A 26966-nucleotide genomic window follows, 5' to 3' on the forward strand; every position below is an offset into this window, starting at 1 on the left:
ATTAGGCTTCCAGATCCCATGCCGCTGAAGGCATGTTAAAATAAACGCGTTTAAGCGACGCTATTTTACACCATTTTACAAAAAAGTAACTCTATAACCCTCTATCTCCATGGGGAATTTACGTTGGAAACACAAACTCTGAATTTCAATAAGGTGCATTTTGTGACCAGCGCACCCGACATCCGTCACCTGCCAAATGATGGGGGTGTCGAGATCGCGTTTGCCGGCCGTTCCAACGCCGGTAAGTCATCTGCATTGAACACCTTAACCAAACACAAGAACCTGGCGCGCACCAGTAAGACACCCGGTCGTACCCAGCTGATCAACCTGTTTGAGCTGGAACCGGGCAAGCGTCTGGTCGACTTGCCGGGTTATGGTTATGCGCAAGTTCCGCTCGAAATGAAGCTCAAGTGGCAAAAGTCACTGGCAGAGTATCTGCAGCGTCGTGAGTCATTGAAAGGTCTGGTGATCCTGATGGACATCCGCCACCCGCTCAAAGATACCGACATGAACATGCTGGAGTGGAGTTCACACCGTCAGTTGCCCGTCATGCTGTTGCTGACCAAGGCTGACAAACTGAGCCCAGGTCCGCGCAACAACCAGGTGATCAAGGTGCGCCAGGCTGTTGCCAACCTCGGTTCCCAGATCCAGGTTGAAGCGTTCTCCTCCCTCACCAACATCGGTGTGGAGAAGCTGGCGCAAACCCTGACCGAATGGTACGTCAGTGGTGACGATACCGACCTGCTGGACGCTGACGAACAGCAACCTGTCGAGGAGTAATCCACTCCTCGCTCTCCTTGCAATTGGCGGAGCACTCCTCCGCTGATTGAAAGGGTTTCAGATTGCCGCTTTCACCTGCCTCACGACAAATACCCCGCATTCGCCTCCCCAGTTATATCCATTACCGCTTACAGTTCATATAGATAGATCGTTAATTCATGATGGGAATTAACTTAAGGAGGCGTTGATAGCGTTTTCAAATTCGTTCTTTCAAAACGAACAGTAATTACAAAAAGAGACAAAAATGAAATTTAATTACAAAATCTAACCGAAAGGGATAAAAATGAGGCCGGACGACAGTGATGCCATCCAGCCTGAAATAATAAGTTCAAAAAATTGGGAAGAAGCTGAATCTTGAGTACCAGACGACAGGTATTCCTCAAGAAGCAGCCTCATTCTATCAAATGCATCGCCAATTTAAAGCATTTACTCTAAATGATGCGCATAAAAAAACACCCCGACGAGAACCTCATCGGGGCAGCTATTCAGCCACATTCAATTACGTGAAATAAAAGGTCTGAAAGATAGAACATCTTACCTCTGTACCCTACGCAGACAACTGTACAGCAAAGCAGCAGAAAGTGAAAGTAATTTATGTAATTTAGTTTCACAACTTACAGATTAAGAAAAAACCTTTTACTTTCATGCAGATAAAAAAATCCCCAGTACGAATACCGGGGAGTTATAAAGGTGACTAGCTAGCACTTCCTCAACTATCTAGTTAGTCAGCGCCATTTCAAAGTAGTTCCGCTACAAAACAAAAAAACTTTGAAAAATCAGAGATAGATAGCGCCATCTTCAGCAAACTCTTGTTCTTCAATGAGTTTTTCAGCCATGTCTTCAATATCAAAACGTACACTTTCGAAGGCTCTGACGATGTCATCCTCTCTCGTCAGCGCCAGACCTGTCATTCTCTCCAGTCGCCGCTGGCTGATGTAACAATCTATCAGCGCCCCCATCTGCTGGGCAGGAAAACGCACCCGCTGTTCGTCAGCCTGCCACTCCATCAGGTCGGGAAACAGAATACCCTGGTTCATATCACCCCCAAGTTACGCTTCAACTCTCTCAATACCTGTTTAGTCCCGGGACGAATTCCGCGCCACACGGTAAACGCTTCGGCGGCCTGTTCCACCAGCATGCCGAGTCCATCCATGGTTTGACGGGCCCCATGCTGTTTGGCCCAACTGATAAACGCCGTATCCGAGGCGCCATACATCATGTCGTAGATGGCAATATCAGTGTGGATCAGGGCAGGGGCCAACGGCGGCAGCTCCCCTTGCAGGCTGGCGGAGGTAGAGTTGATGACGAGATCGAATGGCCCTGCCAACTGCTCATAGGTCTGGGCAGTCACAGGCCCCAGATCGCAGAATTCGGCAGCCAACTGTTGCGCTTTTGTGTGGGTGCGGTTGGCGATCACCAGCTCGCTCGGCAGCTCTGCCAGCAGCGGCGCCAATGCACCACGAGCCGCGCCACCGGCACCCAGCAGCAGGATCCGGCTATCCGCCAGCGTCACACCATGGGACTTGAGATCGGCGACCAGACCGGCGCCATCGGTATTATCCCCCAGCAACATGCCATCATCGGTCAGCTTGATGGTATTGACCGCGCCCGCCCGCTTGGCCCTGGGGCTCAAGCGATCGACCAGAGTAAATGCCTGCTCCTTGAAGGGAACGGTGACATTGCATCCCTTGCCCCCTTGGTCAAAGAAGGTGCGCAGGGCGTGGGCAAACTCGTCGACGGCGGGTTCAGCCAGCCCATACTCCAGCTCTTGCTGGGTTTGTCTGGCAAACAGGGTGTGAATGAAGGGGGACTTGCTGTGGCGCACCGGGTGGCCAAAAACCAGATAACGATCCATCAAAGAGTTCCATCAGAGGGCAATATTCCGATTTAACGGGTTTTCGCACTCGGGAACAAGCCGAATATCGGCCAGTAAAAAGGGACCATCATGGTCCCTCGGGTCACAGCCACTCTCGCGGCGTGAGGTAATCGGTGTAGAGCAAGGCCTCAGGAGTGCCCGCCTCCGGCTGCCAGTCATACTCCCAACGTGCCAGCGGAGGCATCGACATCAGGATCGACTCGGTACGTCCGCCTGTCTGCAACCCGAACAGGGTGCCACGGTCATACACCAGATTGAACTCCACATAACGGCCGCGACGATAGAGCTGGAACTCCCGCTCCCGCTCGCCATAGGGCAGTGCCTTGCGTCGTTCGATGATCGGCAGGTAGGCATCGAGATAACCCCGACCTACCGCCTGCATAAAGGCAAAGCAGTCGGCAAAGGGCCAGCGATTCAGATCGTCGAAGAAGAGACCGCCCACCCCCCGAGTCTCGTTGCGGTGCTTGAGGAAGAAGTAGCGATCGCACCAGGATTTGAACTCGGGGTAGATCTCATCACCGAACGGCTGGCAGAGATCACGGGAGACCTGATGCCAGTGCTGCACATCCTCGGCAAACGGATAGAAGGGCGTCAAATCGAAGCCACCGCCAAACCACCAAATGGGCTCTTCGCCTTCCTTCTCGGCGATGAAGAAACGTACATTGGCGTGGCTGGTCGGCACATAGGGGTTGTGCGGATGGATCACCAGCGACACGCCCATCGCCTCGAACTTGCGACCGGCCAACTCGGGCCGATGGGCTGTAGCAGAGGCAGGCATGGCATCGCCATAGACATGGGAGAAGTTGACGCCCCCCTGCTCGATCACCGCGCCGTGGCGCAGCACACGGGTGCGCCCACCGCCACCGCCTTCACGGCTCCAGGCATCTTCTACAAAGTGTCCACTGCCGTCGGCCTGCTCCAGACCACGGCAGATATCGTCCTGCAACTGCAACAGGAAGGCCTTGACCTGGGCCACATCCGGTTTGCTCATCTTGTCTCCAGTCAGGCAGGATCGTGAACGCCCTGTCCATTTTTATAGTTAAATCAATCCGATGAGCTCACCGCTCAGCGGATTGATAGCAAATCATGACGTATCCGCCTGCTCAGGAGGGGCGAATAATGGCGCCGGTTCGGGCGTCCTTGATCTCGGATGGGTTAGCTTGACCACCCACTTCACCGGGCAGGATATAGGCTAACTTGCTTGCCAGCCGCTCACCGATATCGGCCACCCGACGGGCAGGCTCCTCACCGGTCAGGTTGGCGCTGGTAGAGACCAGCGGCTTGCCAAAGGCGCGACACAGCGCCTGCACCTGAGGATGAGCCGTCACGCGTACCGCGATGGTCTCGAACTGCCCGGTCAGCCAAGCCGGCGTCGTCCCGCGGGCAGGCATGATCCAGGTAAAAGGACCGGGCCAGCTGGCTTCAACCAGAGCCAGTTGCTCACCGCTAAGCTGACTCAGATCGATGTAATCCTGCAATTGCGCCACGTCGGCAGCAATCAGGATCAACCCCTTCTCCACCGGACGCTGTTTGATGGCCAGCAGTCGCTGCACCGCAACTTCGGAGTCGGGATCACACCCCAGACCAAACACGGCCTCGGTCGCATAAGCAATCACCCCTTCCTGCTGGAGGGCGGCAACCGCCTGTTCAAATTCATTTGGCATAGGAAAAATGCGGCAGCCTGGCTGCCGCCTCGTCACTTAGTAGCAAGTTGAATCCGTATGGCGGCGACCATGGCAAAGTGACGTGTTGCTGTTGCACAGGAAAAATACGACACATCCGGATCGCCACCTATTCACTTACTTGAGTTGAGCCTGTAGGGCGGCATCCTTGGCCATCACCTCTTCGGCATTCTTCTGGCGTTCGGCCCGAACCTTGGCCGCCAGTTCATCATCGGCTACTGCCAGCATCTGGGCTGCCAGATAACCTGCGTTCTTGGCACCGGCTTTGCCGATCGCCACGGTCGCCACCGGTACACCACCCGGCATCTGCACGGTGGAGAGCAGCGCATCCAGCCCCTTGAGCGGACCACCATCGATGGGCACCCCGATCACGGGACGAGTCGTGATGCCGGCTACGGCACCCGCCAGATGCGCAGCCAGACCGGCAGCACAGATAAAGACCTTGCAGCCACGGGCCTCGGCATCGGTCACATACTGATGGGTCGCAGCCGGCGTGCGGTGCGCGGAGGTGACTTTGACTTCCACTGCGATATCAAATGACTTGAGCACCTCGAGGGTAGTCTGCATCACGGGGAAATCAGAATCAGAGCCCATCAATACGGCAACAAAGGGTTTATTCATGGTGGGAATTTCCTTACTCCAAGTGGGGGGTTGAAGTTCACCGAAAACGTTTCAATCCGCTTGCGGCGGCGGGATTATACCTGCTCACTTTGGTGGCCGCATTTCTTTTGCGGACAGACCCAACGCAGAGTTCCCCTCACTTTTTTCTCTACCATGATGCCCCAACCACACGCGGGACAAGGCATGGGGATCGGCTTGTCGTTCACCACATATTTGCAGTGTGGATAGCCATCACAGGAGTAAAACTGCTTGCCGTAGCGGGAGGTGCGGCTCACCAGATGACCCTTGCCGCACTCGGGGCAGAGGATCTGGGTATCATCGCTCTCCTGCAGGGATTCGATGTGCTGACAGGCCGGATACTGGGTACAACCGACAAACAGACCATAACGCCCCTTCTTGATCGCCAGCGGCTCTCCGCAATCGGGACAGGCAGAGCCTTCGAGCACCTTTTCGATGTCACGGCCGGATGGCGTCAGGGAGCGAATGTAATCACAGGCAGGATAGGCAGAACAGCCGAGAAAGGGGCCATGTTTGCCCTGGCGGATCACCAGCTCGGCCCCGCACTGCGGGCACGGCTCGCGCTCGAAGGCATGTTCGTGGGCTGAAAAGAGGTGATGATCGATTTTTGACATGGGCCGCGCCTTGAAATCCAGATGGCCTGAATTCTACCAGCGCGGCACCGGACTGTCAGTGAATGACGCCGTCTGACTCATCAAACACCAGCTCTTCCATCTGCTGGTAGGCATTTTCACTGCCCGGTACGTTGAACAGCACCATCATGACGACCCACTTCAGGTCATCCAGCTCGATATCCGGCTTGTCCAGCTCGAGCAGGCGCTCGATACAGATCTCGCGGGTTTCGGCATTCAGCACCTGGGCCTGTTCCAGAAAGAGCAGGAAGCCGCGGCACTCGGTGCTGAGGCGTGCCAGCTCTTGCGGGGCATAGATACGCATCGAGCCTTGCGCGCTGGCGGCCACATAGACCTCCCGCTCGCTATCATGCAGATTGGCCAGTCGCTCCAACCAGTCGAGCGCCTTGTCGATCTCTTCCTTGTCAAAACCGGCTCGGCTCAACTCGTCGGTGAGTTCATTCTGCTCGACCATCACATCTGCATCGCTGTGGATGTAGGTCTCGAAAAGGTACATCAATACATCAAACATGATTCGCCCTCCTCGCTCTGACGTATCCACCGGCTACCGCCATCACTGCACCGGCCAGCTCCAGCTCTACCAACCTGCCCAATACCACTTCGACAGGAAGCTGGGTCCGCTCGGCAACGGTATCCACGCTCGTGGTCTCGTAATCTACGTTATCCAACAAATCAGCATAAGGCAATTCGCTATTATGCTGTTGCTCAGATGGTATGGCCGACGGATCTGGCCGTGCGAACCACTCTGGCAACTCTTCCACTATATCGGCCGCACTCAGCACAAGTTTGGCCCCCTGCTGAATTAATCTGTTGCACCCTATCGCCTGGGCGTTTTGCGGGGCGCCGGGTACCGCAAACACTTCGCGCCCCTGCTCCAGTGCATAGCGAGCGGTGATCAGCGAACCACTCTGCTCGGTCGCCTCCACCACCAGAGTTCCCAACGACAGACCACTGATAATACGGTTGCGACGAGGAAAATGTTCAGCCAGCGGCCCTTTATCCGGCGCCAGCTCGGAGATAAGCAAACCACCTTTCTCCAGAATCTGACCTGCCAGTCCCTGATGGCGTTTGGGGTAGAGGCAATCCAGCCCGGAGCCCAACACGGCAAGGGTGATACCACCACAAGCCAGCGCCTGCTGATGGCAAACACCATCGATACCGAGCGCAAGGCCCGAGGTGATGGCGAACCCGCATCTAACCAGTTCGCTACAGAGACGGGACGCGTTATCTTTGCCTGCATAGGTGGGATGACGTGTCCCCACCATCGCCAGCTGGGGTAGCGACAGCGCTTCAAGATCGCCACGGCAGTAGAGCAACAGGGGGGCCGCGGGAATTTCACGCAACAAGGGCGGATAAACAGGGTGATCTTGCGGAATAAGGAGATTGCCAGGTAACGCGGCCCAAGCCAGACTCTGCTCAACAACCGGCGAGGGCCAGCGCAGTTGTTTGATCTGCTCTGACGACAGCCCCATACCGTGCAGCTGTGTTTCATCGCTCTGAAACAGGGCATCAATCGAACCGCCGATCTGCTCCAGCAGCCGAACTGCGGTTACAGGGCCGATTCCGGTAACCGCATTGAGGGTTAACCAGAGCGCCAAGCGCTCATCGGGGTAGTGCACGTCAGAAGTGAGTGACCTGATAACCCGAGCTCACCATGTCCTTGCTCTGCATGATGAGGCCATAACTCAGCTTGTCATACACCTTGAACAACATGACGCGGGCAATCGCTTCAGAGGGCAGTGGTGCCTTCTGGTTGCCACTACTGTAGAACACCTTGTCGTAGACAGAGGAGAACTCCTTGTATTTCACTGCACCATTCTTGGTGACCAGCGCAGCCCCCGGACGCCGAACATCGAGCACATCGCCCGCGGAGAGTTGATCCCGAGCGCCTTTGTTAATCAAGACCACATCAAACTTGCCCCCTCCCCTGGCTTTGCTCGGCAAGTCGATGATGTAGCCAGGGGCAATCGCCGGGGCAGCCTTGGGCATGAAAACCGCAGGCATGTTCTCCTGAGGGGGCAGCTCCATAATCTTGTCACCCTGCAATACTTCACGCTGGTTGTGGGTGAGAGTAACTTCGCTCCGATCACCATCCAGCAGCGCTACCGCACGCACCACGCCTGCAAAGATGGCCTCCTGACCCAAAAGCTCACCTGTCTCGCGATCCTTGTAGACCACCCCGGGATGATAGATGCCATACATCTTGCCCGGTATCAGAGCTCCCTGCACATAGAGGGTGTCCCCCTCAAGCATTCCAATGTGCTTTTCGTCTGAACCCAGCAAATAGGGCAGCATTTTCTGCTGCTGACTGTCGGCCAAAATATGGTCCGTCTGCAAAAAGGGACCTATCTCGCTGAAGGGCAGAGTAGGGATAGGATTTGCCTTGCTCTCATAACGGGTTTTCGGGCCGAGACGGATGACCTGTTTGTCCCCCTGCATCGCTTTGCCCAGCCGGGGCTCACCATTGACCCAGCTCAGGTGCAGCACGTCCCCTGGGTAGATCCAGTGCGGATTGGCAATCTGTGGGTTGATGTTCCAGAGCCGGGGCCACAGCCATGGCTCAGAGAGATATTTGCCGGAGATATCCCACAGGGTATCGCCTTTTTGCACTACATAGCTTTCGGGATAACCCGCTTTCAACCTCAGCTGATCGGCCAGAGCAGCTTGGCTCATGGTCACCAGCAGGCAGGTGAGGATGGTTTGCTTCAGATACATAACACTCCCTGTTACCTCTGCGCGCAAAGTGTTGCTGTTTTTTGTCGGCGTAAATGACTAGAATTACGCCAATATTGACTGCATTTATACGAAACTAAAGAAAAAACTATGGCCATTCTAGATGTATTGCGTTTTCCCGATGAGCGTCTGCGTACTATCGCAGCCCCTGTCGAGACCTTTACACCCGAGTTACAACAAATTGTAGATGATATGTTCGAAACCATGTATGCGGAGGAAGGCATTGGCCTAGCCGCAACGCAGGTGGATATTCATCAACGCATCATAGTGATCGATGTCTCTGAAAACCGTGAAGATCCTCTGGTATTGATCAATCCGGAAGTGATCTCCCAGTGTGGCAGCACCGGCATTGAAGAGGGTTGTCTCTCCGTGCCTGGCAGCCGCGCTCTGGTGCCTCGCGCTGAGCAGATCAAGATCCGCGCCCTGGATCGCCACGGCAAACCGTTCGAGCTGGAAGCGGACGACCTGCTCGCCATCTGTATCCAGCACGAGATGGACCACCTGATGGGCAAGTTGTTCGTGGATTACCTGTCCCCGCTCAAGCGCCAGCGCATTCGCCAGAAGCTGGAAAAGATGGCCCGTGAAGATCGCAAAGTCCTCTGAGGATCTGCCCCATTGAATAAGCTGAAACTGATTTTTGCCGGTACTCCCGACTTCGCCGCCCGTCACCTGGCGGCGTTGTTGTCTTCCGACCACGAGGTCGTTGCCGTTTATACCCAGCCCGACAAGCCCGCCGGCCGTGGCCAGAGGCTCACCGCCAGCCCGGTCAAAGAGCTGGCACTGGCCCACAACCTGCCGGTTTACCAGCCCGCTACCCTGCGCAAGGAAGAGGCGCAAGCCGAACTGGCCGCCCTTGGCGCAGACCTGATGGTCGTGGTGGCCTATGGCCTGATCCTGCCCAAGGCGGTACTCGATACCCCGCGTCTGGGCTGCATCAACGTCCATGGCTCCCTGCTGCCCCGCTGGCGTGGCGCGGCACCGATCCAGCGCTCAATCTGGGCGGGCGATAGCGAAACCGGCGTCACCATCATGCAGATGGATGTGGGGCTGGATACCGGCGCCATGATCCGCAAGGTAAGCTGCCCCATCGCCGCCGACGAGACCTCTGCCAGCCTCTATGACAAGCTGGCAGAGCTGGGTCCGCAGGCGCTGGTCGACACCATCGATGCCATGGCTGCCGGTGAAACCGCTGCCGAGGCGCAAGATGATGCGCTGGCCAACTACGCCGAAAAGCTCTCCAAGGAAGAGGCCCGCATCGACTGGTCGATGGAGGCTGTTGCCATCGAACGCTGCATCCGCTCGTTCAACCCCTGGCCCATCAGCTGGTTTGAAGTAGCTGACCAGACCATCAAGGTATGGCAAGCCGCCGTCATCGACATCGACCACGGCCAACCCGCCGGCACCCTGCTCAAGGCCGACAAGCAGGGGATCGATATCGCGACCGGCAAAGGGGTACTGCGCCTGCTGACCCTGCAACCGCCCGGCAAGAAAGCGATGTCCGTTTCGGATCTGCTCAACTCTCGCCGCGACTGGTTTGAACCCGGCACGCAATTGAATTGAACTGGATTGAATTGACACAAGCGGGGCCCAGGCCCCGACTTGCGCATCTAAGGTAACTCTATGAAAACACGTGCACAGGCCGCTCTCGTTATTCAACAGGTGCTGGATCAGGGTCAATCCCTCTCCGCTGTTCTGCCTGCTGCCCAGGAGAAGGTCGCGCCTCGCGATCGTGCTCTCCTGCAAGAACTCTGCTACGGCACCCTGCGCTGGCTGCCCCGCCTCGATGCGGCAGTCAACGAGATGATGGACAAGCCGCTCAAGAACAAGAGCCGCATTTTCCACTACCTCATCCTGGTCGGTCTCTATCAGCTCATCTACACCCGCATTCCGGCTCACGCCGCGGTGGCCGAGACCGTCAACGCCGTCAAACTGCTCAAAGGCACCTCACTGCGTGGCCTCATCAACGGCGTGCTGCGCAACTTCCAGCGCAGCGCCGAAGTCATTCTGCTGCGCATCGACCGCGTTCCCAGCATTCGCCTCGGTCATCCGGAGTGGCTCACCAAGCGCCTGCGTCAGGCCTATCACGATGAGTGGGAATTCATCATGGAGGCGAACAACCAACGCCCTCCCATGTGGATCCGCAACAACAGCCAGCGCCAGAGCCGCGATGCCATGCTGGCTCGCATGGCTGAAGTCGGCATCAATGCCGTGGCCGGTGAAGAGGGCGAGGATTGCATCCTGCTGGAGCGACCTTGCGATGTGACCAAGCTGCCCGGCTTCGAGGTCGGTGACTGCTCGGTACAGGATGGTGCCGCACAACAGGCCGCGGCACTGCTCGACCCACAACCGGGTGAGTGGGTACTGGATGCCTGCGCGGCACCCGGTGGCAAGACTGCCCACCTGCTGGAGCGTCAGCCCAAGCTGGCTGGCGTGGTCGCCGTCGATGCCGACGAAAACCGCCTCAAGCGAGTGCAGGAGAACCTGGACCGCATCGGCCTCACCGCCAAGGTGATCCATGGCGATGCCGCGGCACCGGAACAGTGGTGGCCGGAGGGTCAGTTCGACCGCATCCTGCTGGATGCCCCCTGCTCCGCCACCGGCGTCATCCGTCGCCATCCCGACATCAAGTGGTTGCGCCGTGATCAGGACATCCGCGAGCTGGCCGAGCTGCAGCGCCGTATTCTCAATGCCCTCTGGGGCAAGCTGAAAAGCGGTGGCACCCTGCTCTACGCTACCTGCTCCGTCCTGCCGGAAGAGAACCGCGAACAGATCCGTGCCTTCCTTGCCGCGACCAAAGATGCCAAATTGGTACCGCTGCACGAACATGACACCCCGGACTGCCCGGGCCGCCAGTTCCTGCCGGGTGAAGCCGAGATGGATGGCTTCTACTACGCCAAACTGGTCAAGCTCTGAGCCGGGCATGACAAACCTCATTCGGGAGAGCCGCCAGCTCCGTTCTGGCGCTCCCCTTTACTGCCTCAATGTGAGTAGACGTTCCCTATGAAAATCATCATTTTGGGAGCCGGCCAAGTCGGCGGCACCCTGGCCGAGAACCTGGCCGGGGAGAACAACGACATCACCATCGTCGACACCGACAGCGAGCGCCTGCGCGAACTGCAGGACAAGTTTGACCTGCGGGTAGTCAACGGGCACGGCGCCCACCCCAAGGTGCTGCGCGAAGCGGGGGCTCAGGATGCCGACATGCTGGTCGCCGTCACCAACAGTGACGAGACCAACATGATCGCCTGTCAGGTGGCCTACTCCCTGTTCAACACCCCGAACAAGGTGGCGCGGATCCGCTCACCAGCCTATCTGACCGAACGGGATCGCCTGTTCCTGCCGGAATCGGTGCCGGTGGATCACCTGATCGCGCCGGAGCAGCTGGTGACCGACTATGTTCGTCGCCTGATCGAGTATCCGGGTGCCCTGCAAGTGGTTGATTTCGCTGGTGGCCGCGTCGGTCTCGTGGCGGTCAAGGCCTACTACGGTGGCCCGCTGGTAGGTAACGCCCTCTCCACCCTGCGCGAGCACATGCCCAACATCGAGACCCGGGTAGCGGCCATCTTCCGTCAGGGCCGCCCGATCCGCCCGCAAGGTACCACCATCATCGAAGCGGATGACGAGGTCTTCTTCGTCGCCGCCGCGGGCCATATCCGTGCCGTGATGTCTGAGCTGCAGCGCCTCGAGAGCCCCTACCGCCGCATCATGATCGTCGGTGGTGGCAACATCGGCGCGGGTCTCGCCCGCCAGCTGGAGAAGCGCTACAGCGTCAAGCTCATCGAGCGCAACCAGAAGCGGGCGGAGCAGCTCTCCGAACTGCTGGAGAACACCATCGTCTTCTGCGGCGATGCGGCGGATCAGGAGCTGCTGGCAGAGGAGCACATCGACCAAATCGACGTCTTCATCGCCGTGACCAACGAGGATGAGGCCAACATCATGTCGGCGCTGCTCGCCAAGAAGATGGGTGCCAAGAAGACCATGGTGCTGATCCAGCGCGGCGCTTACGTGGATCTGGTGCAGGGTGGCTCCATCGATATCGCCATCTCGCCCCAACAGGCCACCATCTCGGCCCTGTTGACCCACGTGCGCCGAGCCGATATCGCCAACGTCTACAGCCTACGCCGCGGCGCTGCCGAGGCGATCGAGGCAATTGCCCACGGTGACGAGAACACCTCCAAGGTGGTCGGCAAGACGGTGGGCGAGCTCAAGCTGCCGCCGGGCACCACCATCGGTGCCGTAGTGCGCGGGGATGAGGTGCTGATCGCCCACGATCGTACCAAGATCCAGCAGGATGACCACGTGGTCATGTTCCTGGTGGACAAGAAGTACATCCCGGAAGTGGAGCGGCTGTTCCAGCCAAGCCCCTTCTTCCTGTAACGTCTTCATGCGCACAGGCTGTCAAACCAGACCCGGCTCAGCTCCTCCAAGGGGATGGTCCGGGTCTTTTGTTAATCAACGACCAGGTTATCGAACATGATCAAACTGCGTCCCATTATCTTCACCCTCGGGCTGGTGCTCTCCAAGCTGGCGCTCTTCATGTGGCTGCCCACCTTGCTGGCACTGCTCACCGGGTCAGAGGGATTTGTCGAGTTTCTCAAGTCCGTGCTGATCACCCACGGCGCCGCCCTGCTCTGCCTCCATTACGGCCGCAAGGCGGAGTTTCATCTGGGGGTGCGGGAGATGTTCCTGCTCACCACCTCGGTCTGGGTGGTTGCCTGTATCTTCGGGGCGCTGCCCTTTGTCTTCATCACCCACATCAACTTTACCGACGCCTACTTCGAGACCATGTCGGGGGTGACCACCACGGGCTCTACCGTGCTCTCCGGCCTCGACAACATGGCCCACAGCATCCTGTTGTGGCGATCCATCCTACAGTGGCTGGGGGGGGTCGGCTTTATCGTGATGGCGGTTGCCGTACTGCCCTATCTCAACGTCGGCGGCATGAAGCTGTTCCAGACCGAGAGCTCGGACTGGTCAGACAAAAGCGCCCCGCGTGCCAAGACGGTCGCCAACAACATCGTTGTGGTCTATCTGGTGCTCTCCATGCTCTGCTTCATGGCCTACTGGGCCAGCGGCATGAATATGTTCGAGGCGATCAACCACGCCATGACCACCCTCAGTACCGGCGGCTACTCCACCTCCGATCAATCCATGTCCCACTTCTCCAACTCGGCACACTGGATTGGCACCCTGTTCATGTTCCTCGGCGGCCTGCCCTTTCTACTCTATGTGCAGAGCCTGAATCACAGGGACTACAGCCTGCTCAAGGATGCCCAGGTGCGCGGCTTCTTCTGGCTGGTGGTGTGGGTCACCGTCATCATGACCTTCTATCTGTGGGAGAGAGATCTGTTCGGCTTCTGGGATGCCCTGCGCATCAGCTGCTTCAACATCGTCTCGGTACTCACCACCACCGGCTATGGTCTTGGTGACTTCGGCACCTGGGGGCCGCTCGCCAGCATCGTCTTCATCGTGCTGCTGGCTCTTGGGGCCTGCTCTGGCTCCACTGCGGGCGGCCTCAAGATCTTCCGGGTACAGGTGGCCTTTGCCCTGTTCAAGAAGCAGATGCGCCAACTGATGCACCCTTCCGGCGTATTTCCCCAGAAGTACAACGGCCGGACAGTCAATGACGCCATCATCCGCTCAATGATCTCCTTCGTGCTGGCCTACTTCGCCATCATTCTGATGATAGCCGCACTGCTGGGCGCCATCGGGCTTGACCCCCTGACAGCCATATCCAGCTCCATCACCGCCGTTGCCAACGTCGGCCCGGGCATGGGCCCGGTGGTCGGCCCCAGCACCAACTTTGCCAGCCTGCCGGAATCGGCCAAATGGCTGCTGTCATTCGGCATGCTGCTGGGACGACTGGAGATCCTGACGGTCGCCGTGCTCTTCTTCCCCTCCTTCTGGCGCCAGTAACGCTCACCGTAAGCAAGCAAAAAGCCGCAGCGTTCACCCGCTGCGGCTTTTTTATCTCGTCCATCCCCACGACCTTCCCTCAACGCTCATCAGCCCCATTACCGGTGGCCTGAACGACCTCATCGGCATGGCCAGAGCGGATCACAAGCATAAAAAAACGGACCCAAACCAGAGGTTTGGGTCCGTTTATCAGTGAACCGTCAGCGGCCGCAAGGGCTGCCGAGACTCAGCACATGGCATTAACCACGGCCAGAGCGTTTGCGATCCAGCTCGGTCAGCAATTTCTTGCGGATACGGATGTTCTTAGGAGTCACTTCTACCAGTTCGTCGTTGTCGATGAACTCGAGAGCCTGTTCCAGAGTCATGCGGATCGGCGGAGTCAGCACCTGAGCTTCGTCGGTACCGGAGGCACGCATGTTGGTCAGCTGTTTGCCTTTCAGGCAGTTAACAGTCAGGTCATTGGAACGGGAGTGAATACCGATTACCTGGCCTTCGTACACCTCGGTCGCGTGACCGATGAACAGACGACCGCGGTCTTGCAGACCGAACAGGGCGTAAGTCAGTGCCTTACCGGTTGCGTTGGAGATCAGCACACCGTTCTGACGCTCACCGATGCTGCCACCCTTGTGCGGACCGTAGTGGTCGAAGGTGTGGTACAGCAGACCGGTACCGGAGGTCATGGTCATGAACTCGGTCTGGAAGCCGATCAGGCCACGGCTCGGGATCATGAAGTCCAGGCGGACACGACCCTTGCCATCCGGGGTCATGTTGGTCATTTCGCCTTTACGCAGACCCAGCTGCTCCATCACGGAACCCTGGTGCGCTTCTTCAACGTCCACAGTCACAGTTTCGAACGGTTCTTGCAGTTCGCCGTCAACAGTACGCAGGATTACTTCCGGACGGGATACCGCCAGCTCGTAACCTTCGCGACGCATGTTTTCGATCAGGATGGAGAGGTGCAGTTCACCACGACCGGATACGCGGAACTTGTCCGGATCATCAGTCTCTTCCACGCGCAGGGCCACGTTGTGGACCAGCTCCTGGTTCAGACGCTCCAGAATGTTGCGGGAGGTCACGAACTTGCCCTCTTTACCGGCGAACGGTGAAGTGTTGACCTGGAAGGTCATGTTCACGGTCGGCTCGTCAACGGAGAGCGGCGGCAGGGCCTCAACGGCACCGTTGTCACAGATGGTGTCGGAGATTTTCAGCTCGCCCAGACCGGTGATAGCGATGATGTCACCCGCTTGCGCGTCGGCAACTTCAGTACGGGACAGACCCAGGTAACCCAGCACCTGACCGACTTTACCATTACGGGTCTTGCCGTCAGCACCAACGATGGTGACTTGCTGGTTGGTCTTGACGCGACCACGGGTGATACGGCCGATACCGATAACGCCCACGTAGGAGTTGTAGTCCAGCTGGGAGATCTGCATCTGGAAACCGCCTTCGGCATCAGCCTTCGGCGCTTCAACGTTGTCAACGATGGCCTGGAACAGCGGCTCCATGTTTTCGGACTCGACGTCCTGATCCATGGTGGCCCAACCGTTCAGTGCAGAGGCGTAAACAACTTTGAAATCCAGCTGTTCGTCAGTCGCGCCCAGGTTGTCGAACAGGTCGAATACCTGATCCATTACCCAGTCAGGACGAGCACCCGGACGGTCAACCTTGTTGATGACCACGATCGGCTTCAGACCCTGAGCGAACGCTTTCTGGGTCACGAAACGGGTTTGCGGCATCGGGCCGTCTACGGCGTCAACCAGCAGCAGCACGGAGTCAACCATGGACAGTACGCGCTCTACTTCACCACCGAAGTCGGCGTGACCCGGGGTATCAACGATGTTGATGCGGTAGTCATTCCAGCGGATCGCAGTGTTCTTGGCGAGAATGGTGATGCCACGTTCCCGTTCCAGATCATTGGAGTCCATGATCCGTTCCTGGCCTTCCGTGGAGCGGTCCAGGGTGCCGGACTGCTGCAGCAGCTTATCAACCAGAGTCGTTTTGCCGTGGTCAACGTGCGCAATAATCGCAATATTGCGTAAATTCTCTAACATTCTCGCCTCAATCACCGGGTAAAATTGGGCGCTAATTGTACTCTTGCCTTTGTGATCTGCCTAGCAGAATTGCAGTACATTCGCGCATAACAACAGATCTGGATCATAGACCTCTCTGACAAACCCTGCTTAGATGGGCGGTGACCGTATTTCGCGCACCATTACAGTGCACCAAAACGATCCACCATCGCACTAAATTGATGCAACGCGAGTCGAGATCGCCTGATTTTGGGGAGCCTCTTCAGCGAGATTGCCCTGAAATCAAGCTGTCACAAACTTGGCACGATACTGGCTTATGTGAATACGACGACGCATTCACCCAGAGAGTTTTAACACCGGAGGTTACTTAGCATGTCAGCCCAGAACGTTTTGGCCCTGATCCAGGAACACGAAGTCAAGTTTGTTGATCTGCGCTTTACCGACACCAAGGGTAAAGAGCAGCATGTATCCATCCCTGCTCACCAGGTTGATGAAGATTTCTTCGAAGACGGCAAGATGTTCGATGGTTCCTCCATCGGCGGCTGGAAGGGCATCAACGAATCCGACATGGTACTGATGCCGGACGCAGCCTCCGCCAAGCTGGACCCGTTCACCGAAGAGACCACCCTGAACATCGTTTGTGACGTACTGGAGCCTGCCACCATGCAGGGCTACGACCGCGATCCGCGCTCCATCGCCAAGCGTGCAGAAGATTTCCTGAAGTCCAGCGGCATCGCTGACACCGTGCTGTTCGGGCCGGAGCCGGAATTCTTCATGTTCGACAACATCACCTTCTCCAACACCATGGGCCACAGCTTCGTGAAAATCGAATCTGAAGAAGCCGCATGGAACTCCGGCACTGCCTATGAGCATGGCAACAAGGGTCACCGTCCGTTCGTGAAAGGCGGTTACTTCCCGGTTGCACCGGTCGACTCCTCCCAGGATATCCGTGCCGCCATGTGTCTGGTGCTGGAAGAGATGGGCCAGGTCGTTGAAGCTCACCACCACGAAGTGGCCACTGCCGGTCAGAACGAGATCGCTACCCGCTTCAACACTCTTACGCTGAAAGCAGATGAAGTACAGGTACTGAAGTACGTGATCCACAACGTGGCCCACGCCTACAACAAGACCGTCACCTTCATGCCGAAACCCATGTTCGGTGACAACGGCTCCGGCATGCACTGCCACCAGTCTCTGGCCAAGAACGGCGTCAACCTGTTCGCCGGGGACCTGTATGGCGGTCTGTCCGAGATGGCGCTGCACTACATTGGCGGTATCATCAAGCACGCCAAGGCCATCAACGCCTTCGCCAACCCGACCACCAACTCCTACAAGCGTCTGGTTCCGGGTTATGAAGCACCGGTCATGCTGGCCTACTCTGCCCGCAACCGTTCTGCCTCCATCCGTATCCCGGTGGTACCGAGCCCGAAAGCTCGTCGTATCGAAGTGCGCTTCCCGGATCCGGCTGCCAACCCGTACCTGGCCTTCGCAGCCCAGCTGATGGCCGGTCTGGACGGTATCATCAACAAGATCCATCCGGGCGATGCCATGGACAAGAACTTGTACGACCTGCCGCCGGAAGAGGCTGCAGAAGTGCCGACCGTTGCTGGCTCTCTGGACGAAGCCCTGGCTGCTCTGGATGCTGACCGCGAGTTCCTGACCCGTGGCGGCGTGTTCAGCGATGACTTCATCAACTCCTATCTGGAACTGAAACAGCAGGATGTTGACCGTGTGCGCATGACCCCGCACCCGCTGGAGTTCGAACTGTACTACTCCGTCTAAGTCGCAGCAGACAGCCCATTTAGATTGGGGCAGCTTGCCGAATCGTGACAAAACCCGCCAGATGGCGGGTTTTTTCTCTGATAGGATTAAGCAAGATACCGTCAAGGAGAGATGGATGAACAAGATACATGGCATAGGAGCAATTACCCTCCTGTTACTGACCTCATTCAGTACTCATGCGGCCAAGGTCTACTCCTGGGTCGATGGCAATGGCATTACCCACTACACGGATGCCCCTCCTCCCGGCAAAAACGTAAAGGAGGTGGATCTGCGGGCTGCTCCCCTGCTGGGTAGCGCCCCCAGCTCGGTACAGGTAGACAACTTCAACAGCCTGACTGGCGCCGATGCCAAGAAGGAGCAGGAGGCGGCCAAACTGGTGATCGAGCTGCTCTCCCCTGAACAGGGCAGCACCCTGCGCGACAACACAGGCAATATCGTCTTTCAGGGTCAAATCAGCCCCAAACCGCCAACCCAGTATGATGTGCGCCTGACCCTGGATGGCAAGGCTGCCCCCATCGTCAGCAACAGCCTCTCTATCCGGGTCGAAAATGTCGATCGCGGTGCCCACGAAGCTCAGCTAGAACTGCTCGCCAAAGACGGTACGATCCTTGCTAAATCCACACCAGTCACCTTTTACCTGCATAGAGCGACCGTGACGCCGGCTCCCAAACCCACCCCCAAAGCCAACCAGGGGTGATATAGCGCACCGATGCGGGTAAACTCTATGCACCATATCGGTGCATAATAGGTGTGTAGCACCGTTTTAGGGAGAAACCTGTGCCAACCCGCTCGGACAACGCCAAAACACTCTTGGATAATTTGCTGACCGCCGTGATCCTGATGGATGAACGGCTCTGCATCCAATTCGTCAACCCGGCGGCTGAACAGCTGCTCTCCCTCAGTGAACGCCGGCTGATCGGCATCGAACTGCCTCATCTGCTGGAACATATCTCCCTCGATTTGCAACGGCTCAAGCAGTGCCTCGTTTCAGGGCAAGGCTTTACCGATAGCGAAGTGACTCTGGTGGTAGAGGGAGAACCGCGACTGGTGGAGCTGAGCGCCACCCCCATGGCCGACCACGAACAGCGCCTGCTGGTGGTGGAGCTGCGCAAGATCGACCAGCAGAAGAAGATCAGTCAGGAGCAGCAGCAACATGCCCAGCAGCTGGCGGCCAAGGAGCTGGTGCGCGGCCTGGCACACGAAATCAAGAATCCCCTCGGCGGCCTGCGTGGCGCGGCCCAGCTGCTGCAAAAAGAGCTGCCGGATCCGGCCCTGCGCGAATATACCGGCATCATCATCGAACAGGCTGACAGGCTGCGGGTACTGGTCGATCGGCTGCTCGGCCCCCAGCGCCCCGGCCGTCACCAGATGCACAATGTCCATTCGGTACTGGAACAGGTACGCCGACTGGTGGAGCTCGAACTCCCTCCCTCTGTTCGCATCGAGCGGGATTACGATCCCAGCATCCCCGAATTCGAGATGGAGCCGGATCAGCTGCAGCAGGCGTTTCTCAACATAGTGCGCAACGCCGCCGAAGCACTGGGGGATCAGACCGGGCTTATCCGTATCAAGACCCGCACCGCGTTCCAGATCACCATCCACGGCCAGCGTTACCGGCTGGCGGCGGAGATCAAGATCATCGACAACGGCCCCGGCATTCCCGATGCCATTCGCGACACCCTGTTCTACCCCATGATCACCGGCAAGGAGGGGGGAACCGGGCTCGGCCTCTCCATCGCCCAGAACCTGATCGACCAGCACAAGGGGCGGATTGACTGCATCAGCTGGCCGGGTCACACCGAATTCACCATTTTTCTACCGCTTCGCAAGTAAGGGAACCCCATGACCGCCAAAGTGTGGATCGTCGATGACGACAGTTCTATCCGCTGGGTGCTGGAGCGCACTCTCGGCAGCGAAGGCTTCAACTGCGAGAGCTTTGCCGATGGCGAAGCCCTGCTGCACGCCCTTGAGCTGCGATCGCCCGATGTCATCCTCTCCGATATCCGGATGCCCGGCATCGATGGTTTGAGCCTGCTGGAGCAGATCCACCGCCGTCAGGCCGATCTGCCCATCATCATCATGACCGCCCACTCGGATCTCGACAGCGCGGTCAACGCCTACCAGCGCGGCGCCTTCGAGTACCTGCCCAAACCGTTCGACATCGACGAAGCGGTGACCTTGGTGCGCCGCGCCGAGAATCATCTCAAGGAGCAGCGCACCAAGCGCAAGTCTCGTCAGCAAGAGGCCACCGCCACTCCCGAAATCATCGGTGAGGCACCGGCGATGCAGGAGGTGTTCCGCGCGATCGGCCGCCTGTCACGCTCCAGCATCTCGGTGCTGATCAACGGTCAGAGCGGTACCGGCAAGGAGCTGGTCGCCCACGCCCTGCACAAGCACAGCCCGCGCGCCCACAAGAACTTTATCGCCCTCAACATGGCGGCTATCCCGAAAGATCTCATCGAATCCGAGCTGTTCGGTCACGAGAAGGGGGCCTTCACCGGCGCCAACAACATCCGCCACGGCCGCTTCGAGCAGGCCGACGGTGGCACCCTGTTTCTCGACGAGATCGGTGACATGCCGCTGGATGTGCAGACTCGGCTGCTGCGGGTCTTGGCCGATGGCCAGTTCTACCGGGTCGGTGGCCACCAGCCGGTGCAGGTGGATGTACGGATCATCGCCGCCACCCACCAGAATCTGGAGAAACGGGTCGCCGATGGCGAGTTTCGCGAGGATCTGTTCCACCGTCTCAACGTCATCCGCATCCACATCCCCGCCCTCAAGGAGCGCCGTGAGGACATCCCCCAGCTGGCACGTCACTTCCTGCTGCGCGCCGCCAAAGAGCTGAACGTCGAGGCCAAGAGCCTGCACCCGGATACCCAGGCCTATATCAGCCGCCTGCCCTGGCCGGGCAACGTGCGCCAGCTGGAAAACGTCTGCCGCTGGCTCACCGTGATGGCCTCGGGGCAAGAAGTGCTGGTCGGCGACCTGCCTGCCGAGCTGCTCACCCCCATCACCCACAACGCCGAACCGGGCCAACCGGCGTTGCCCGGTTGCTGGCAGCAACAGTTGCAAGAGTGGGTGGCCAGCAAGTTGGCGCTGGGAGAGACAGACATCCTGGCCGATGCTATGCCCCAGTTCGAGCGGATCATGCTGGAGACAGCGCTGGAGCACACCCATGGCCACAAGCAGGAGGCCGCCCGCCTGCTTGGCTGGGGTCGCAACACCCTGACCCGCAAGCTGAAGGAACTCGATCTCTCCTGAGTCCTGGGGAAAAACGATTCCCATCACGCCTTGATAAATCACCGACCAATAAGACCCCGTTTGCCAGCAAACGGGGTATCTTTTTTGAAAGCCCCGCCTAGAATGGCAGGCTTTCAAACCCGACTCGAAGAAGGCGCCATCATGATTGACAGATCTCTCCCCCTGACCGACCTGCACCGCCATCTGGACGGCAACATCCGCCCGCAAACCATCCTCGAGCTGGGTCGCCAACACAATATTCAGCTGCCCGCCTTCGAGCTGGAGGCGCTGCGCCCCCACGTACAGATCGTCGAGAACGAGCCGAGCCTGGTCGCCTTCCTGAAGAAGCTGGACTGGGGTGTTGCCGTGCTGGCCGACTATGATGCCTGCCGCCGGGTCGCCTACGAGAACGTGGAAGATCTGCTGCGCGCCGGTATCGACTATGCCGAACTGCGTTTCAGTCCGGCCTATATGGCGATGGCCCACAAGCTGCACCCGCAGGGCGTGGTAGAAGCCATCATCGACGGCGTGGCCGCGGGCAGCCGCGATTTCGGTATCAAGACCAACCTGATCGGCATCATGAGCCGCACCTTCGGCACCGAGCAGTGCAATCGGGAGCTGGCCGCCTGTCTGGCCCACCGCGACAAGCTGGTCGCCATCGATCTGGCCGGTGACGAGCTGGGTTTCCCGGGGGAACTCTTTGTCGATCACTTCCGTCAGGTGCGCGATGCAGGCATGCGCGTCACCGTACACGCAGGTGAAGCCGCTGGCCCCGAGAGCATGTGGCAAGCCATTCGCGAGCTGGGCGCCGAGCGTATCGGCCACGGCGTCAAAGCGATTCAGGATCCGGCCCTGATGGCCTATCTGGCCGAGCACCGCATCGGCATCGAATCCTGCCTCACCTCCAACGTCCAGACCACCACAGTGGCGAGCCTGACCGAACACCCGATCCGCCAGTTCCTGGCCGCTGGCGTGCTGGCTTGCCTCAACACCGACGATCCGGCGGTGGAAGGGATCGACCTGCCCCACGAATATGAAGTGGCCGCTCCGGCCGCCGGCATGACCGCGAGCGAAATCCGCACCGCCCAGCAGAACGGCCTGACCCTGGCCTTCCTGAGCGATAGCGAGAAAGCCGAGCTGAGCGCCCGCGCCGCCAGCCGCTGATCCACACCGGCACTGCAAATAGAAACGGCCCACTTCGGTGGGCCGTTTCTATTTGCCTGTTACATGGTCAGACATAAAACCAAAAGCCTCACATGACGAATTCGCCAATGAAAAACCATTATAAACAATGAGTTGAGCAATACTCCAAACTCCCTCATTCTAATTGCGTAACCGTGAGGTTACTTCTTACAAAGAGGGTTTTTGATGGATATTACACCAGATATTGTTGGGCACTTCCGCGCTTCGTTTTTCGGTCAATTCGGTAAGGAAGATACATACCCTACCGAGAAAGTTATCTTCGCCTTGCAAGAAGCGAGCTATGAGACAGGGGGTAGCCGTTGGGGGGAATATGGATCGCAGACATTAAAACAACGAGGGATGTTTTATCTCGCAGCTCATATATTGACTCAACCAACCAGTGCAGTTCTAAAAACAACCAGCTTTGGCCAGCAATACCAAAAACTCAGAAGACGAGTGGGAATGGGAGCCATCGCCTGTTAACAAAGTTAAATGGCAAAAGGCCCAAACCGGGGTTGGACCTTTTGCGGATGGCGATGCAGGGAAAAACTACTCCCGCTCCTTGTCGCGTTCCAGCGCGCGCTCAACTAGCGGCTCGGGTAGGCTCTTTGTTACCTCCACCCCCAGCTCGCGGAAACGCTCGACCTGCGCAATCAGGTTGCCACGGCCGTTGACCAGCCGTCCCATCGCCTTGTCGTAGCTCTCCTGCGCCTTGTGCAGGCTGCCGCCCATCTGCTGCATCTCCTCGACAAACAGCCGCAGCTTCTCGTAGAGGCGACCGGCCCGTTCGGCAATCTGGCGGGCATTCTGGTTCTGCCGCTCGTAGCGCCACAGGTTTTCGATGGTGCGCAGAGCCACCATGAGATTGGTGGGGCTCACCAGCAGGATATTGTTGTCGAGACCGTAACGCACCAGCGAGGGATCGGCCTCCATCGCGGTGAGGAAGGCGGGCTCCACCGCCACGAACATCAGCACATAGTCGAGGGTGCGCACCCCGGGCAACTGCTGATAATCCTTGCGGCCCAGCTCGCGGATGTGGTTGCGCACCGAGGCGACGTGCTCCTTGAGCGCCACAGCCTTCTCCAGCTCGTCCCCGGCGTTATACCAGCGCTCGTAGGCGGTCAGCGACACCTTGGCGTCGATGATGATGTCTTTTTCCTGCGGCAGGTGGACAATCACATCGGGCTGGTAGCGCTTGCCCTTCTCCACCTCGATATTGACCTGGGTGTGGTACTCGTGGCCCTCGCGCAGGCCGCATTCGCTGAGGATCCGCGCCAACACCACTTCCCCCCAATTGCCCTGTTGCTTGCTGTCGCCCTTGAGGGCGCGGGTCAGGGCCGCAGTCTCTTCGGTCATACGAGCATTGAGCTCGGCGAGGCGCTCCAGCTCGAACTTGAGGCTGTGGCGCTGGGCCGTCTCCTGGGCGTGGGTCTCCCCCACCTGACGACGAAAGCCCTCGAGCTGCTCCTTGAGTGGCGTGAGCAGCAGATCGAGGCTGCTTTGGTTGAGTTCACGGAAGTTGCCGGAGTTTTGCTCGAAGATCCGGTTGGCAAGGTTCTCGAACTGCTGGCTGAGGCGCTGCTCCGCCTCCTGTTGCAGTTGCAGCTTCTCGGCGGCAGCCAGCCGCTCGCTGCGCAGGGTCGCTTCCGCATCCTTGAGTCGGGCGGTGAGTTTGATGAGCAGGGTCTGCTGCTGATCCAGCTTCTGCTGGCCCTGCATGCGCTCATCCTGCAACTCGTCGAAGCGATCCTGCAACGCTTGATGCCGCTCCTGCGCCAGCATCAGCTCCTGAGCCTGTGCCGTGGCGGCCCGTCGCCCGATCAGCCAGCCAAGCCCGAGGGCCAGCACGGCGGCTGGCAGCAGGATGACCCAGAGCCCGGGCTCGATCATTTACGGCTCCGCTGGCGCAGGAAGAGTTCGAGATAGCGGTTGGCCAGCAGCCAGAGCAGCACGTAGATGAGGTAGGCGGCGAGCACCACCCACTTGTGGCTGTTAACCCCGGTATCGAGCTCGACGAACTCGATGCCCTTGATGCGGCAGTAGCCCCACATCAGCAGGGGAAAGATATAGAGCAGGGACGAACGCCAGAGAAAAAGCCACATATGTTTTCATTCAACCACGTAAAAAGACCCGCCTAGCTTACACAAGGGCAACTGCGCTTGCGATCCTGACGGCCGCTATTCTCTGGCCTGCTTCCCGAAACTTCGATAAAATTAACCCCTAATAGGTATCAGGGGCGAGCATGACTCACTATTTCCTCCGTTGGCTGACACAAGGTTGGCAAGCTTCCCGCAAGCCCGCAGTGGTTTGCCATGAAGCGCGCCCGCCATGGGCCATCGAGGAGTCCCAGTACCTCTCCCTCTGCAGCCGCTGTGGCGAGTGTTTCAAGGCCTGCCCGCGCGGTCTGCTCAAACCGGCCACCCAGGAGGAGTACGAGGGGAGCCCCATCGCCGGTACGCCGGTACTCGATCTCGCCTGTGGCCAGTGCAGCTACTGCGGCAGCTGCGCCAGAGCCTGTCCCACCGGCGCCCTCGACCTGCAGCTGGGTCGTCAGGTGCAGACCCGGGTGCAGATTGAAGAGAGCTGTCAGGCACGGCAGGGCTTCTACTGCCTGCTCTGTGAAGATGCCTGTCCCCAGCAGGCAATCAAGGCCACAGCCGATGGCATCAACGTCAACATGGATGCCTGCAATGGCTGCGGCGCCTGCGGCCTCGCCTGTCTGCACGGCGCCATCACCCTGATCCGCCAGCCGGGCAATCGCTGACAAACAAAAGGGGCCATCAGGCCCCTTCTATATCTGTTCTTGCTTCCTGCCCATCAGGCCATCGCCAGAATTGACTCCTGCTCGATGCCCAGCAGATGGCAGAGACGGTTCGGATCGCGCACCGCATCGGCCAGGGTGTACTCACCCAGCACTTCGAGGAAGGCGTTCATGGCGCGGCGCAAAATGCCCTGAATGCGGCAGCCACCGGAGAGACGGCAGTTCTCGCGCTTGCAGTCGACCGGACAGAGCACGTGCTCCATATCCATCACCACATCGCGCAGGTTGATGGAGACCGCGGAGCGACCGAGGCGGATACCGCCATGCTTGCCACGTACCGTCTCGATGTACCCCTTGATGCCGAGCTGGTGCACTATCTTGACCACGTGGTTGCGAGAGATGCCGAAGGTATCGGCCACTTCGGTAATGGTCGACAGGCGATCGCCCGGCTGCACCGCCAGGAAGGTCAGGGTACGCAGGGCGTAGTCGGTAAATCGTGTCAGTTGCATGGTCGCACTTGCCTCTTACTACAAGCCAGGAATCAGGACGACAACATTGAGCTAAGAGGCAGGAGACAACCGGTTTGCCTCTGTTCGCCATTGGTTCGCCAGAGGAGGGGCCTGTCTCTTAATCTGAGTTGCGGAGTGACAAGGTTAAGAGCAGCACAACCGGGTGTCGATGAAGATGCACATAAATCGACACTTTCTTTGATTGATCGCAAACTTGCCGGGTTAGCCCGGCGTTTACCTCCATTCTGGCGGCTAAATTTCCCGAAATTCCTCACCGCCGCACCCAACAGACAAGAGGGGAAATCTCCCTTCGAACAGTGAATAAACGGGGCGTCAGTGCGGCGGTTTCAGCCAGTTTTTCAGCGCGACCGATGGGATGGAGCTCTCGGAGGCGACGGCAAACGCCCCCCAGTCCACCGCGCACTGTAGCGCATCCTTGATCGCCATGCCGCGCGCCAGGCCATGGATCAATCCGCCAGCGAAAGCATCCCCTGCTCCCGTGGTATCGACCACCGAGACTGGCCGCGCGGCGACCCTAATCTGCTCGTCGCCATGGATGGCCACCGCCCCCGCCTTCCCTTCGGTCAACACAAGCCATTCAAGCTGCTCACCCGCCAACTGGCGGGCATGTTGCCAGGGGTCACTTACCTCGCCGAGATCGGAGCGGGAGGCCACCAGCACATGGCAGGGACGGCGCGCTTGGCCGCCCTTGGGATACTGGGCCAACACAAAGCTCTTGCCGAGCATCTGGCGCATATAACTGATGATGGCGGTGCCGGGATAGTTCACGTAGAGGCAGTCGATCCCCTCCTGTGGCAGATCACCGGGCAGATCGGGACGACGGGGACGGCGAAGTATGGTGCGCTCGCCGGTGGAGTCCACCAGGATCAGCAACTCGCCGGTCTCGCCGCCAAAGCGCTCCACATGGCTGCAATCCAGCCCGTAACCGGCCGCCTGCTCCAGCAGCCAGTCGCCGGTCTCGTCCAGCCCGATGCGTGAGGCAATGGTCACCTCGTGACCCGCCCACACCAGCCCGATGCCGGTATTGGCGGCACCACCTCCCAGCCTGCGTCCCTGATCCACGTATTGCAGCCGGGCCCCCGCCACCAGCGGTTCGGAGAGGGAGAGCACATGATCACAGTTGAGATTGGCAAGCAGCAGAATACGTGACATAGAGACCTCGGACGATGGAGATAGCCCAAAA

At 58.6% G+C, this 26966-nt stretch carries 27 protein-coding genes; 13 read left to right on the forward strand and 14 right to left on the reverse strand.

All coding sequences use genetic code 11. The features are described from left to right. Positions 1 to 123: 123 nt before the first annotated feature. The gene (gene yihA, locus G5380_RS13550; RefSeq protein ID WP_421209092.1) at positions 124 to 780 is read left to right on the forward strand and encodes a ribosome biogenesis GTP-binding protein YihA/YsxC; all 657 of its coding nucleotides are present in this window, start codon (positions 124 to 126) and stop codon (positions 778 to 780) included. A 776-nt stretch (positions 781 to 1556) separates the two neighbouring features. On the opposite strand, the gene G5380_RS13555 is transcribed toward yihA, so the two are convergent. The 9 genes from G5380_RS13555 to G5380_RS13595 all read right to left on the reverse strand — a co-directional run bounded on the left by G5380_RS13555 (position 1557) and on the right by G5380_RS13595 (position 8324). Next, positions 1557 to 1817, reverse strand: coding sequence for a DUF1488 domain-containing protein (locus G5380_RS13555; protein WP_019445781.1), 261 nt, complete (start codon positions 1815 to 1817; stop codon positions 1557 to 1559). Beyond that, positions 1814 to 2635 carry a shikimate dehydrogenase gene (gene aroE / locus G5380_RS13560; protein ID WP_421209093.1) on the reverse strand — a complete coding sequence of 274 codons (822 nt, stop codon included), beginning with the start codon at positions 2633 to 2635 and terminating at the stop codon, positions 1814 to 1816. Before aroE ends, G5380_RS13555 begins: the two co-directional genes overlap by 4 nt. A 103-nt stretch (positions 2636 to 2738) precedes the next feature. Further along, positions 2739 to 3647 (reverse strand): oxygen-dependent coproporphyrinogen oxidase, encoded by a 909-nt coding sequence (gene hemF / locus G5380_RS13565; protein ID WP_421209094.1) that lies wholly within the window; start codon positions 3645 to 3647, stop codon positions 2739 to 2741. 112 nt (positions 3648 to 3759) lie between these two features. After that, on the reverse strand, positions 3760 to 4320 hold the full coding sequence (locus tag G5380_RS13570) for an L-threonylcarbamoyladenylate synthase (protein WP_421209095.1): 561 nt from the start codon (positions 4318 to 4320) through the stop codon (positions 3760 to 3762). A gap of 135 nt (positions 4321 to 4455) precedes the next feature. Next, positions 4456 to 4959: a 5-(carboxyamino)imidazole ribonucleotide mutase gene (gene purE, locus G5380_RS13575; protein WP_005339704.1), complete on the reverse strand. Its 504-nt coding sequence runs from the start codon at positions 4957 to 4959 to the stop codon at positions 4456 to 4458. Positions 4960 to 5033: 74 nt separating this feature from the next. After that, positions 5034 to 5591 (reverse strand): type I DNA topoisomerase, encoded by a 558-nt coding sequence (locus tag G5380_RS13580; RefSeq protein ID WP_005339702.1) that lies wholly within the window; start codon positions 5589 to 5591, stop codon positions 5034 to 5036. A 55-nt stretch (positions 5592 to 5646) separates the two neighbouring features. Beyond that, a complete protein-coding gene (locus G5380_RS13585) occupies positions 5647 to 6120 on the reverse strand; it encodes a DUF494 family protein (protein ID WP_227341765.1) in 474 nt (157 codons plus the stop codon). Further along, positions 6113 to 7228: a DNA-processing protein DprA gene (dprA, locus tag G5380_RS13590; RefSeq protein ID WP_421209096.1), complete on the reverse strand. Its 1116-nt coding sequence runs from the start codon at positions 7226 to 7228 to the stop codon at positions 6113 to 6115. The genes G5380_RS13585 and dprA overlap by 8 nt, the downstream gene beginning before the upstream one ends. 1 nt (position 7229) lies before the next feature. Next, positions 7230 to 8324 carry a LysM peptidoglycan-binding domain-containing protein gene (locus G5380_RS13595; RefSeq protein ID WP_421209097.1) on the reverse strand — a complete coding sequence of 365 codons (1095 nt, stop codon included), beginning with the start codon at positions 8322 to 8324 and terminating at the stop codon, positions 7230 to 7232. 108 nt (positions 8325 to 8432) lie between these two features. Here G5380_RS13595 and def point away from each other — a divergent pair, with 108 nt between their 5' ends. The 5 genes from def to G5380_RS13620 all read left to right on the forward strand — a co-directional run bounded on the left by def (position 8433) and on the right by G5380_RS13620 (position 14258). Next, positions 8433 to 8945, forward strand: coding sequence for a peptide deformylase (gene def, locus G5380_RS13600; protein WP_216952294.1), 513 nt, complete (start codon positions 8433 to 8435; stop codon positions 8943 to 8945). 12 nt (positions 8946 to 8957) lie between these two features. Further along, on the forward strand, positions 8958 to 9902 hold the full coding sequence (gene fmt, locus G5380_RS13605) for a methionyl-tRNA formyltransferase (protein WP_421352818.1): 945 nt from the start codon (positions 8958 to 8960) through the stop codon (positions 9900 to 9902). Between the two features lie 60 nt (positions 9903 to 9962). Continuing rightward, positions 9963 to 11255 (forward strand): 16S rRNA (cytosine(967)-C(5))-methyltransferase RsmB, encoded by a 1293-nt coding sequence (rsmB, locus tag G5380_RS13610; protein WP_421206317.1) that lies wholly within the window; start codon positions 9963 to 9965, stop codon positions 11253 to 11255. Positions 11256 to 11342: 87 nt separating this feature from the next. Next, positions 11343 to 12719 carry a Trk system potassium transporter TrkA gene (trkA, locus tag G5380_RS13615; protein ID WP_005339689.1) on the forward strand — a complete coding sequence of 459 codons (1377 nt, stop codon included), beginning with the start codon at positions 11343 to 11345 and terminating at the stop codon, positions 12717 to 12719. A 96-nt stretch (positions 12720 to 12815) separates the two neighbouring features. Next, positions 12816 to 14258 carry a TrkH family potassium uptake protein gene (locus G5380_RS13620; RefSeq protein WP_216952300.1) on the forward strand — a complete coding sequence of 481 codons (1443 nt, stop codon included), beginning with the start codon at positions 12816 to 12818 and terminating at the stop codon, positions 14256 to 14258. A gap of 239 nt (positions 14259 to 14497) precedes the next feature. Here the strand turns inward: G5380_RS13620 and typA are convergent, their stop codons facing one another. Beyond that, a complete protein-coding gene (gene typA / locus G5380_RS13625; protein WP_106844305.1) occupies positions 14498 to 16309 on the reverse strand; it encodes a translational GTPase TypA in 1812 nt (603 codons plus the stop codon). A 351-nt stretch (positions 16310 to 16660) separates the two neighbouring features. On the opposite strand from typA, the gene glnA reads away from it, so the two are divergent. From glnA to G5380_RS13655, 6 genes are all read left to right on the forward strand, one after another. Continuing rightward, complete coding sequence (gene glnA, locus G5380_RS13630) at positions 16661 to 18070, forward strand: glutamate--ammonia ligase (RefSeq protein WP_005339672.1); 1410 nt, start codon at positions 16661 to 16663, stop codon at positions 18068 to 18070. A gap of 115 nt (positions 18071 to 18185) precedes the next feature. Further along, positions 18186 to 18767 carry a DUF4124 domain-containing protein gene (locus tag G5380_RS13635; protein ID WP_100647086.1) on the forward strand — a complete coding sequence of 194 codons (582 nt, stop codon included), beginning with the start codon at positions 18186 to 18188 and terminating at the stop codon, positions 18765 to 18767. 80 nt (positions 18768 to 18847) lie between these two features. Continuing rightward, positions 18848 to 19903 carry a nitrogen regulation protein NR(II) gene (glnL, locus tag G5380_RS13640; RefSeq protein ID WP_005356202.1) on the forward strand — a complete coding sequence of 352 codons (1056 nt, stop codon included), beginning with the start codon at positions 18848 to 18850 and terminating at the stop codon, positions 19901 to 19903. Between the two features lie 9 nt (positions 19904 to 19912). Further along, entirely contained in the window at positions 19913 to 21331 is a 1419-nt protein-coding gene (gene glnG, locus G5380_RS13645; RefSeq protein ID WP_005339666.1) for a nitrogen regulation protein NR(I), read from the forward strand. Between the two features lie 141 nt (positions 21332 to 21472). Continuing rightward, on the forward strand, positions 21473 to 22474 hold the full coding sequence (gene add / locus G5380_RS13650) for an adenosine deaminase (RefSeq protein WP_236095642.1): 1002 nt from the start codon (positions 21473 to 21475) through the stop codon (positions 22472 to 22474). Positions 22475 to 22678: 204 nt separating this feature from the next. Next, complete coding sequence (locus tag G5380_RS13655; protein ID WP_421206314.1) at positions 22679 to 22975, forward strand: hypothetical protein; 297 nt, start codon at positions 22679 to 22681, stop codon at positions 22973 to 22975. Between the two features lie 66 nt (positions 22976 to 23041). On the opposite strand, the gene rmuC is transcribed toward G5380_RS13655, so the two are convergent. Both rmuC and G5380_RS13665 read right to left on the reverse strand, forming a co-directional pair. Beyond that, on the reverse strand, positions 23042 to 24382 hold the full coding sequence (gene rmuC / locus G5380_RS13660; RefSeq protein ID WP_421352819.1) for a DNA recombination protein RmuC: 1341 nt from the start codon (positions 24380 to 24382) through the stop codon (positions 23042 to 23044). Beyond that, on the reverse strand, positions 24379 to 24594 hold the full coding sequence (locus G5380_RS13665; RefSeq protein ID WP_033114762.1) for a hypothetical protein: 216 nt from the start codon (positions 24592 to 24594) through the stop codon (positions 24379 to 24381). The genes rmuC and G5380_RS13665 overlap by 4 nt, the downstream gene beginning before the upstream one ends. Before the next feature lie 140 nt (positions 24595 to 24734). Here G5380_RS13665 and G5380_RS13670 point away from each other — a divergent pair, with 140 nt between their 5' ends. Further along, positions 24735 to 25256, forward strand: a complete 522-nt coding sequence (locus G5380_RS13670) for a ferredoxin-type protein NapF (RefSeq protein WP_216952305.1) — start codon at positions 24735 to 24737, stop codon at positions 25254 to 25256. A gap of 53 nt (positions 25257 to 25309) precedes the next feature. Here G5380_RS13670 and G5380_RS13675 read toward each other — a convergent pair whose 3' ends face one another. Together G5380_RS13675 and G5380_RS13680 are read right to left on the reverse strand one after the other, a co-directional pair. Continuing rightward, positions 25310 to 25762 (reverse strand): Rrf2 family transcriptional regulator, encoded by a 453-nt coding sequence (locus tag G5380_RS13675; RefSeq protein WP_033114760.1) that lies wholly within the window; start codon positions 25760 to 25762, stop codon positions 25310 to 25312. Between the two features lie 333 nt (positions 25763 to 26095). Next, positions 26096 to 26935, reverse strand: coding sequence for a PfkB family carbohydrate kinase (locus tag G5380_RS13680; protein ID WP_421276221.1), 840 nt, complete (start codon positions 26933 to 26935; stop codon positions 26096 to 26098). Between the last annotated feature and the right edge of the window lie 31 nt (positions 26936 to 26966).

It is taken from the genome of Aeromonas sp. 604443 (assembly GCF_049170315.1).
GTDB lineage: Bacteria > Pseudomonadota > Gammaproteobacteria > Enterobacterales > Aeromonadaceae > Aeromonas > Aeromonas veronii_A.

Excerpts from the sequence above, each read along its gene's own strand:
- G5380_RS13555 (WP_019445781.1), bottom strand. The coding sequence starts at position 1,817 with ATGAACCAGGGTATTCTGTTTCCCGACCTGATGGAGTGGCAGGCTGAC.
- aroE (WP_421209093.1), bottom strand. The coding sequence starts at position 2,635 with ATGGATCGTTATCTGGTTTTTGGCCACCCGGTGCGCCACAGCAAGTCC.
- hemF (WP_421209094.1), bottom strand. The coding sequence starts at position 3,647 with ATGAGCAAACCGGATGTGGCCCAGGTCAAGGCCTTCCTGTTGCAGTTG.
- G5380_RS13570 (WP_421209095.1), bottom strand. The coding sequence starts at position 4,320 with ATGCCAAATGAATTTGAACAGGCGGTTGCCGCCCTCCAGCAGGAAGGG.
- purE (WP_005339704.1), bottom strand. The coding sequence starts at position 4,959 with ATGAATAAACCCTTTGTTGCCGTATTGATGGGCTCTGATTCTGATTTC.
- G5380_RS13580 (WP_005339702.1), bottom strand. The coding sequence starts at position 5,591 with ATGTCAAAAATCGATCATCACCTCTTTTCAGCCCACGAACATGCCTTC.
- G5380_RS13585 (WP_227341765.1), bottom strand. The coding sequence starts at position 6,120 with ATGTTTGATGTATTGATGTACCTTTTCGAGACCTACATCCACAGCGAT.
- G5380_RS13595 (WP_421209097.1), bottom strand. The coding sequence starts at position 8,324 with ATGTATCTGAAGCAAACCATCCTCACCTGCCTGCTGGTGACCATGAGC.
- def (WP_216952294.1), top strand. The coding sequence starts at position 8,433 with ATGGCCATTCTAGATGTATTGCGTTTTCCCGATGAGCGTCTGCGTACT.
- rsmB (WP_421206317.1), top strand. The coding sequence starts at position 9,963 with ATGAAAACACGTGCACAGGCCGCTCTCGTTATTCAACAGGTGCTGGAT.
- trkA (WP_005339689.1), top strand. The coding sequence starts at position 11,343 with ATGAAAATCATCATTTTGGGAGCCGGCCAAGTCGGCGGCACCCTGGCC.
- G5380_RS13620 (WP_216952300.1), top strand. The coding sequence starts at position 12,816 with ATGATCAAACTGCGTCCCATTATCTTCACCCTCGGGCTGGTGCTCTCC.
- typA (WP_106844305.1), bottom strand. The coding sequence starts at position 16,309 with ATGTTAGAGAATTTACGCAATATTGCGATTATTGCGCACGTTGACCAC.
- glnA (WP_005339672.1), top strand. The coding sequence starts at position 16,661 with ATGTCAGCCCAGAACGTTTTGGCCCTGATCCAGGAACACGAAGTCAAG.
- G5380_RS13635 (WP_100647086.1), top strand. The coding sequence starts at position 18,186 with ATGAACAAGATACATGGCATAGGAGCAATTACCCTCCTGTTACTGACC.
- glnG (WP_005339666.1), top strand. The coding sequence starts at position 19,913 with ATGACCGCCAAAGTGTGGATCGTCGATGACGACAGTTCTATCCGCTGG.
- add (WP_236095642.1), top strand. The coding sequence starts at position 21,473 with ATGATTGACAGATCTCTCCCCCTGACCGACCTGCACCGCCATCTGGAC.
- G5380_RS13655 (WP_421206314.1), top strand. The coding sequence starts at position 22,679 with ATGGATATTACACCAGATATTGTTGGGCACTTCCGCGCTTCGTTTTTC.
- rmuC (WP_421352819.1), bottom strand. The coding sequence starts at position 24,382 with ATGATCGAGCCCGGGCTCTGGGTCATCCTGCTGCCAGCCGCCGTGCTG.
- G5380_RS13665 (WP_033114762.1), bottom strand. The coding sequence starts at position 24,594 with ATGTGGCTTTTTCTCTGGCGTTCGTCCCTGCTCTATATCTTTCCCCTG.
- G5380_RS13670 (WP_216952305.1), top strand. The coding sequence starts at position 24,735 with ATGACTCACTATTTCCTCCGTTGGCTGACACAAGGTTGGCAAGCTTCC.
- G5380_RS13675 (WP_033114760.1), bottom strand. The coding sequence starts at position 25,762 with ATGCAACTGACACGATTTACCGACTACGCCCTGCGTACCCTGACCTTC.
- G5380_RS13680 (WP_421276221.1), bottom strand. The coding sequence starts at position 26,935 with ATGTCACGTATTCTGCTGCTTGCCAATCTCAACTGTGATCATGTGCTC.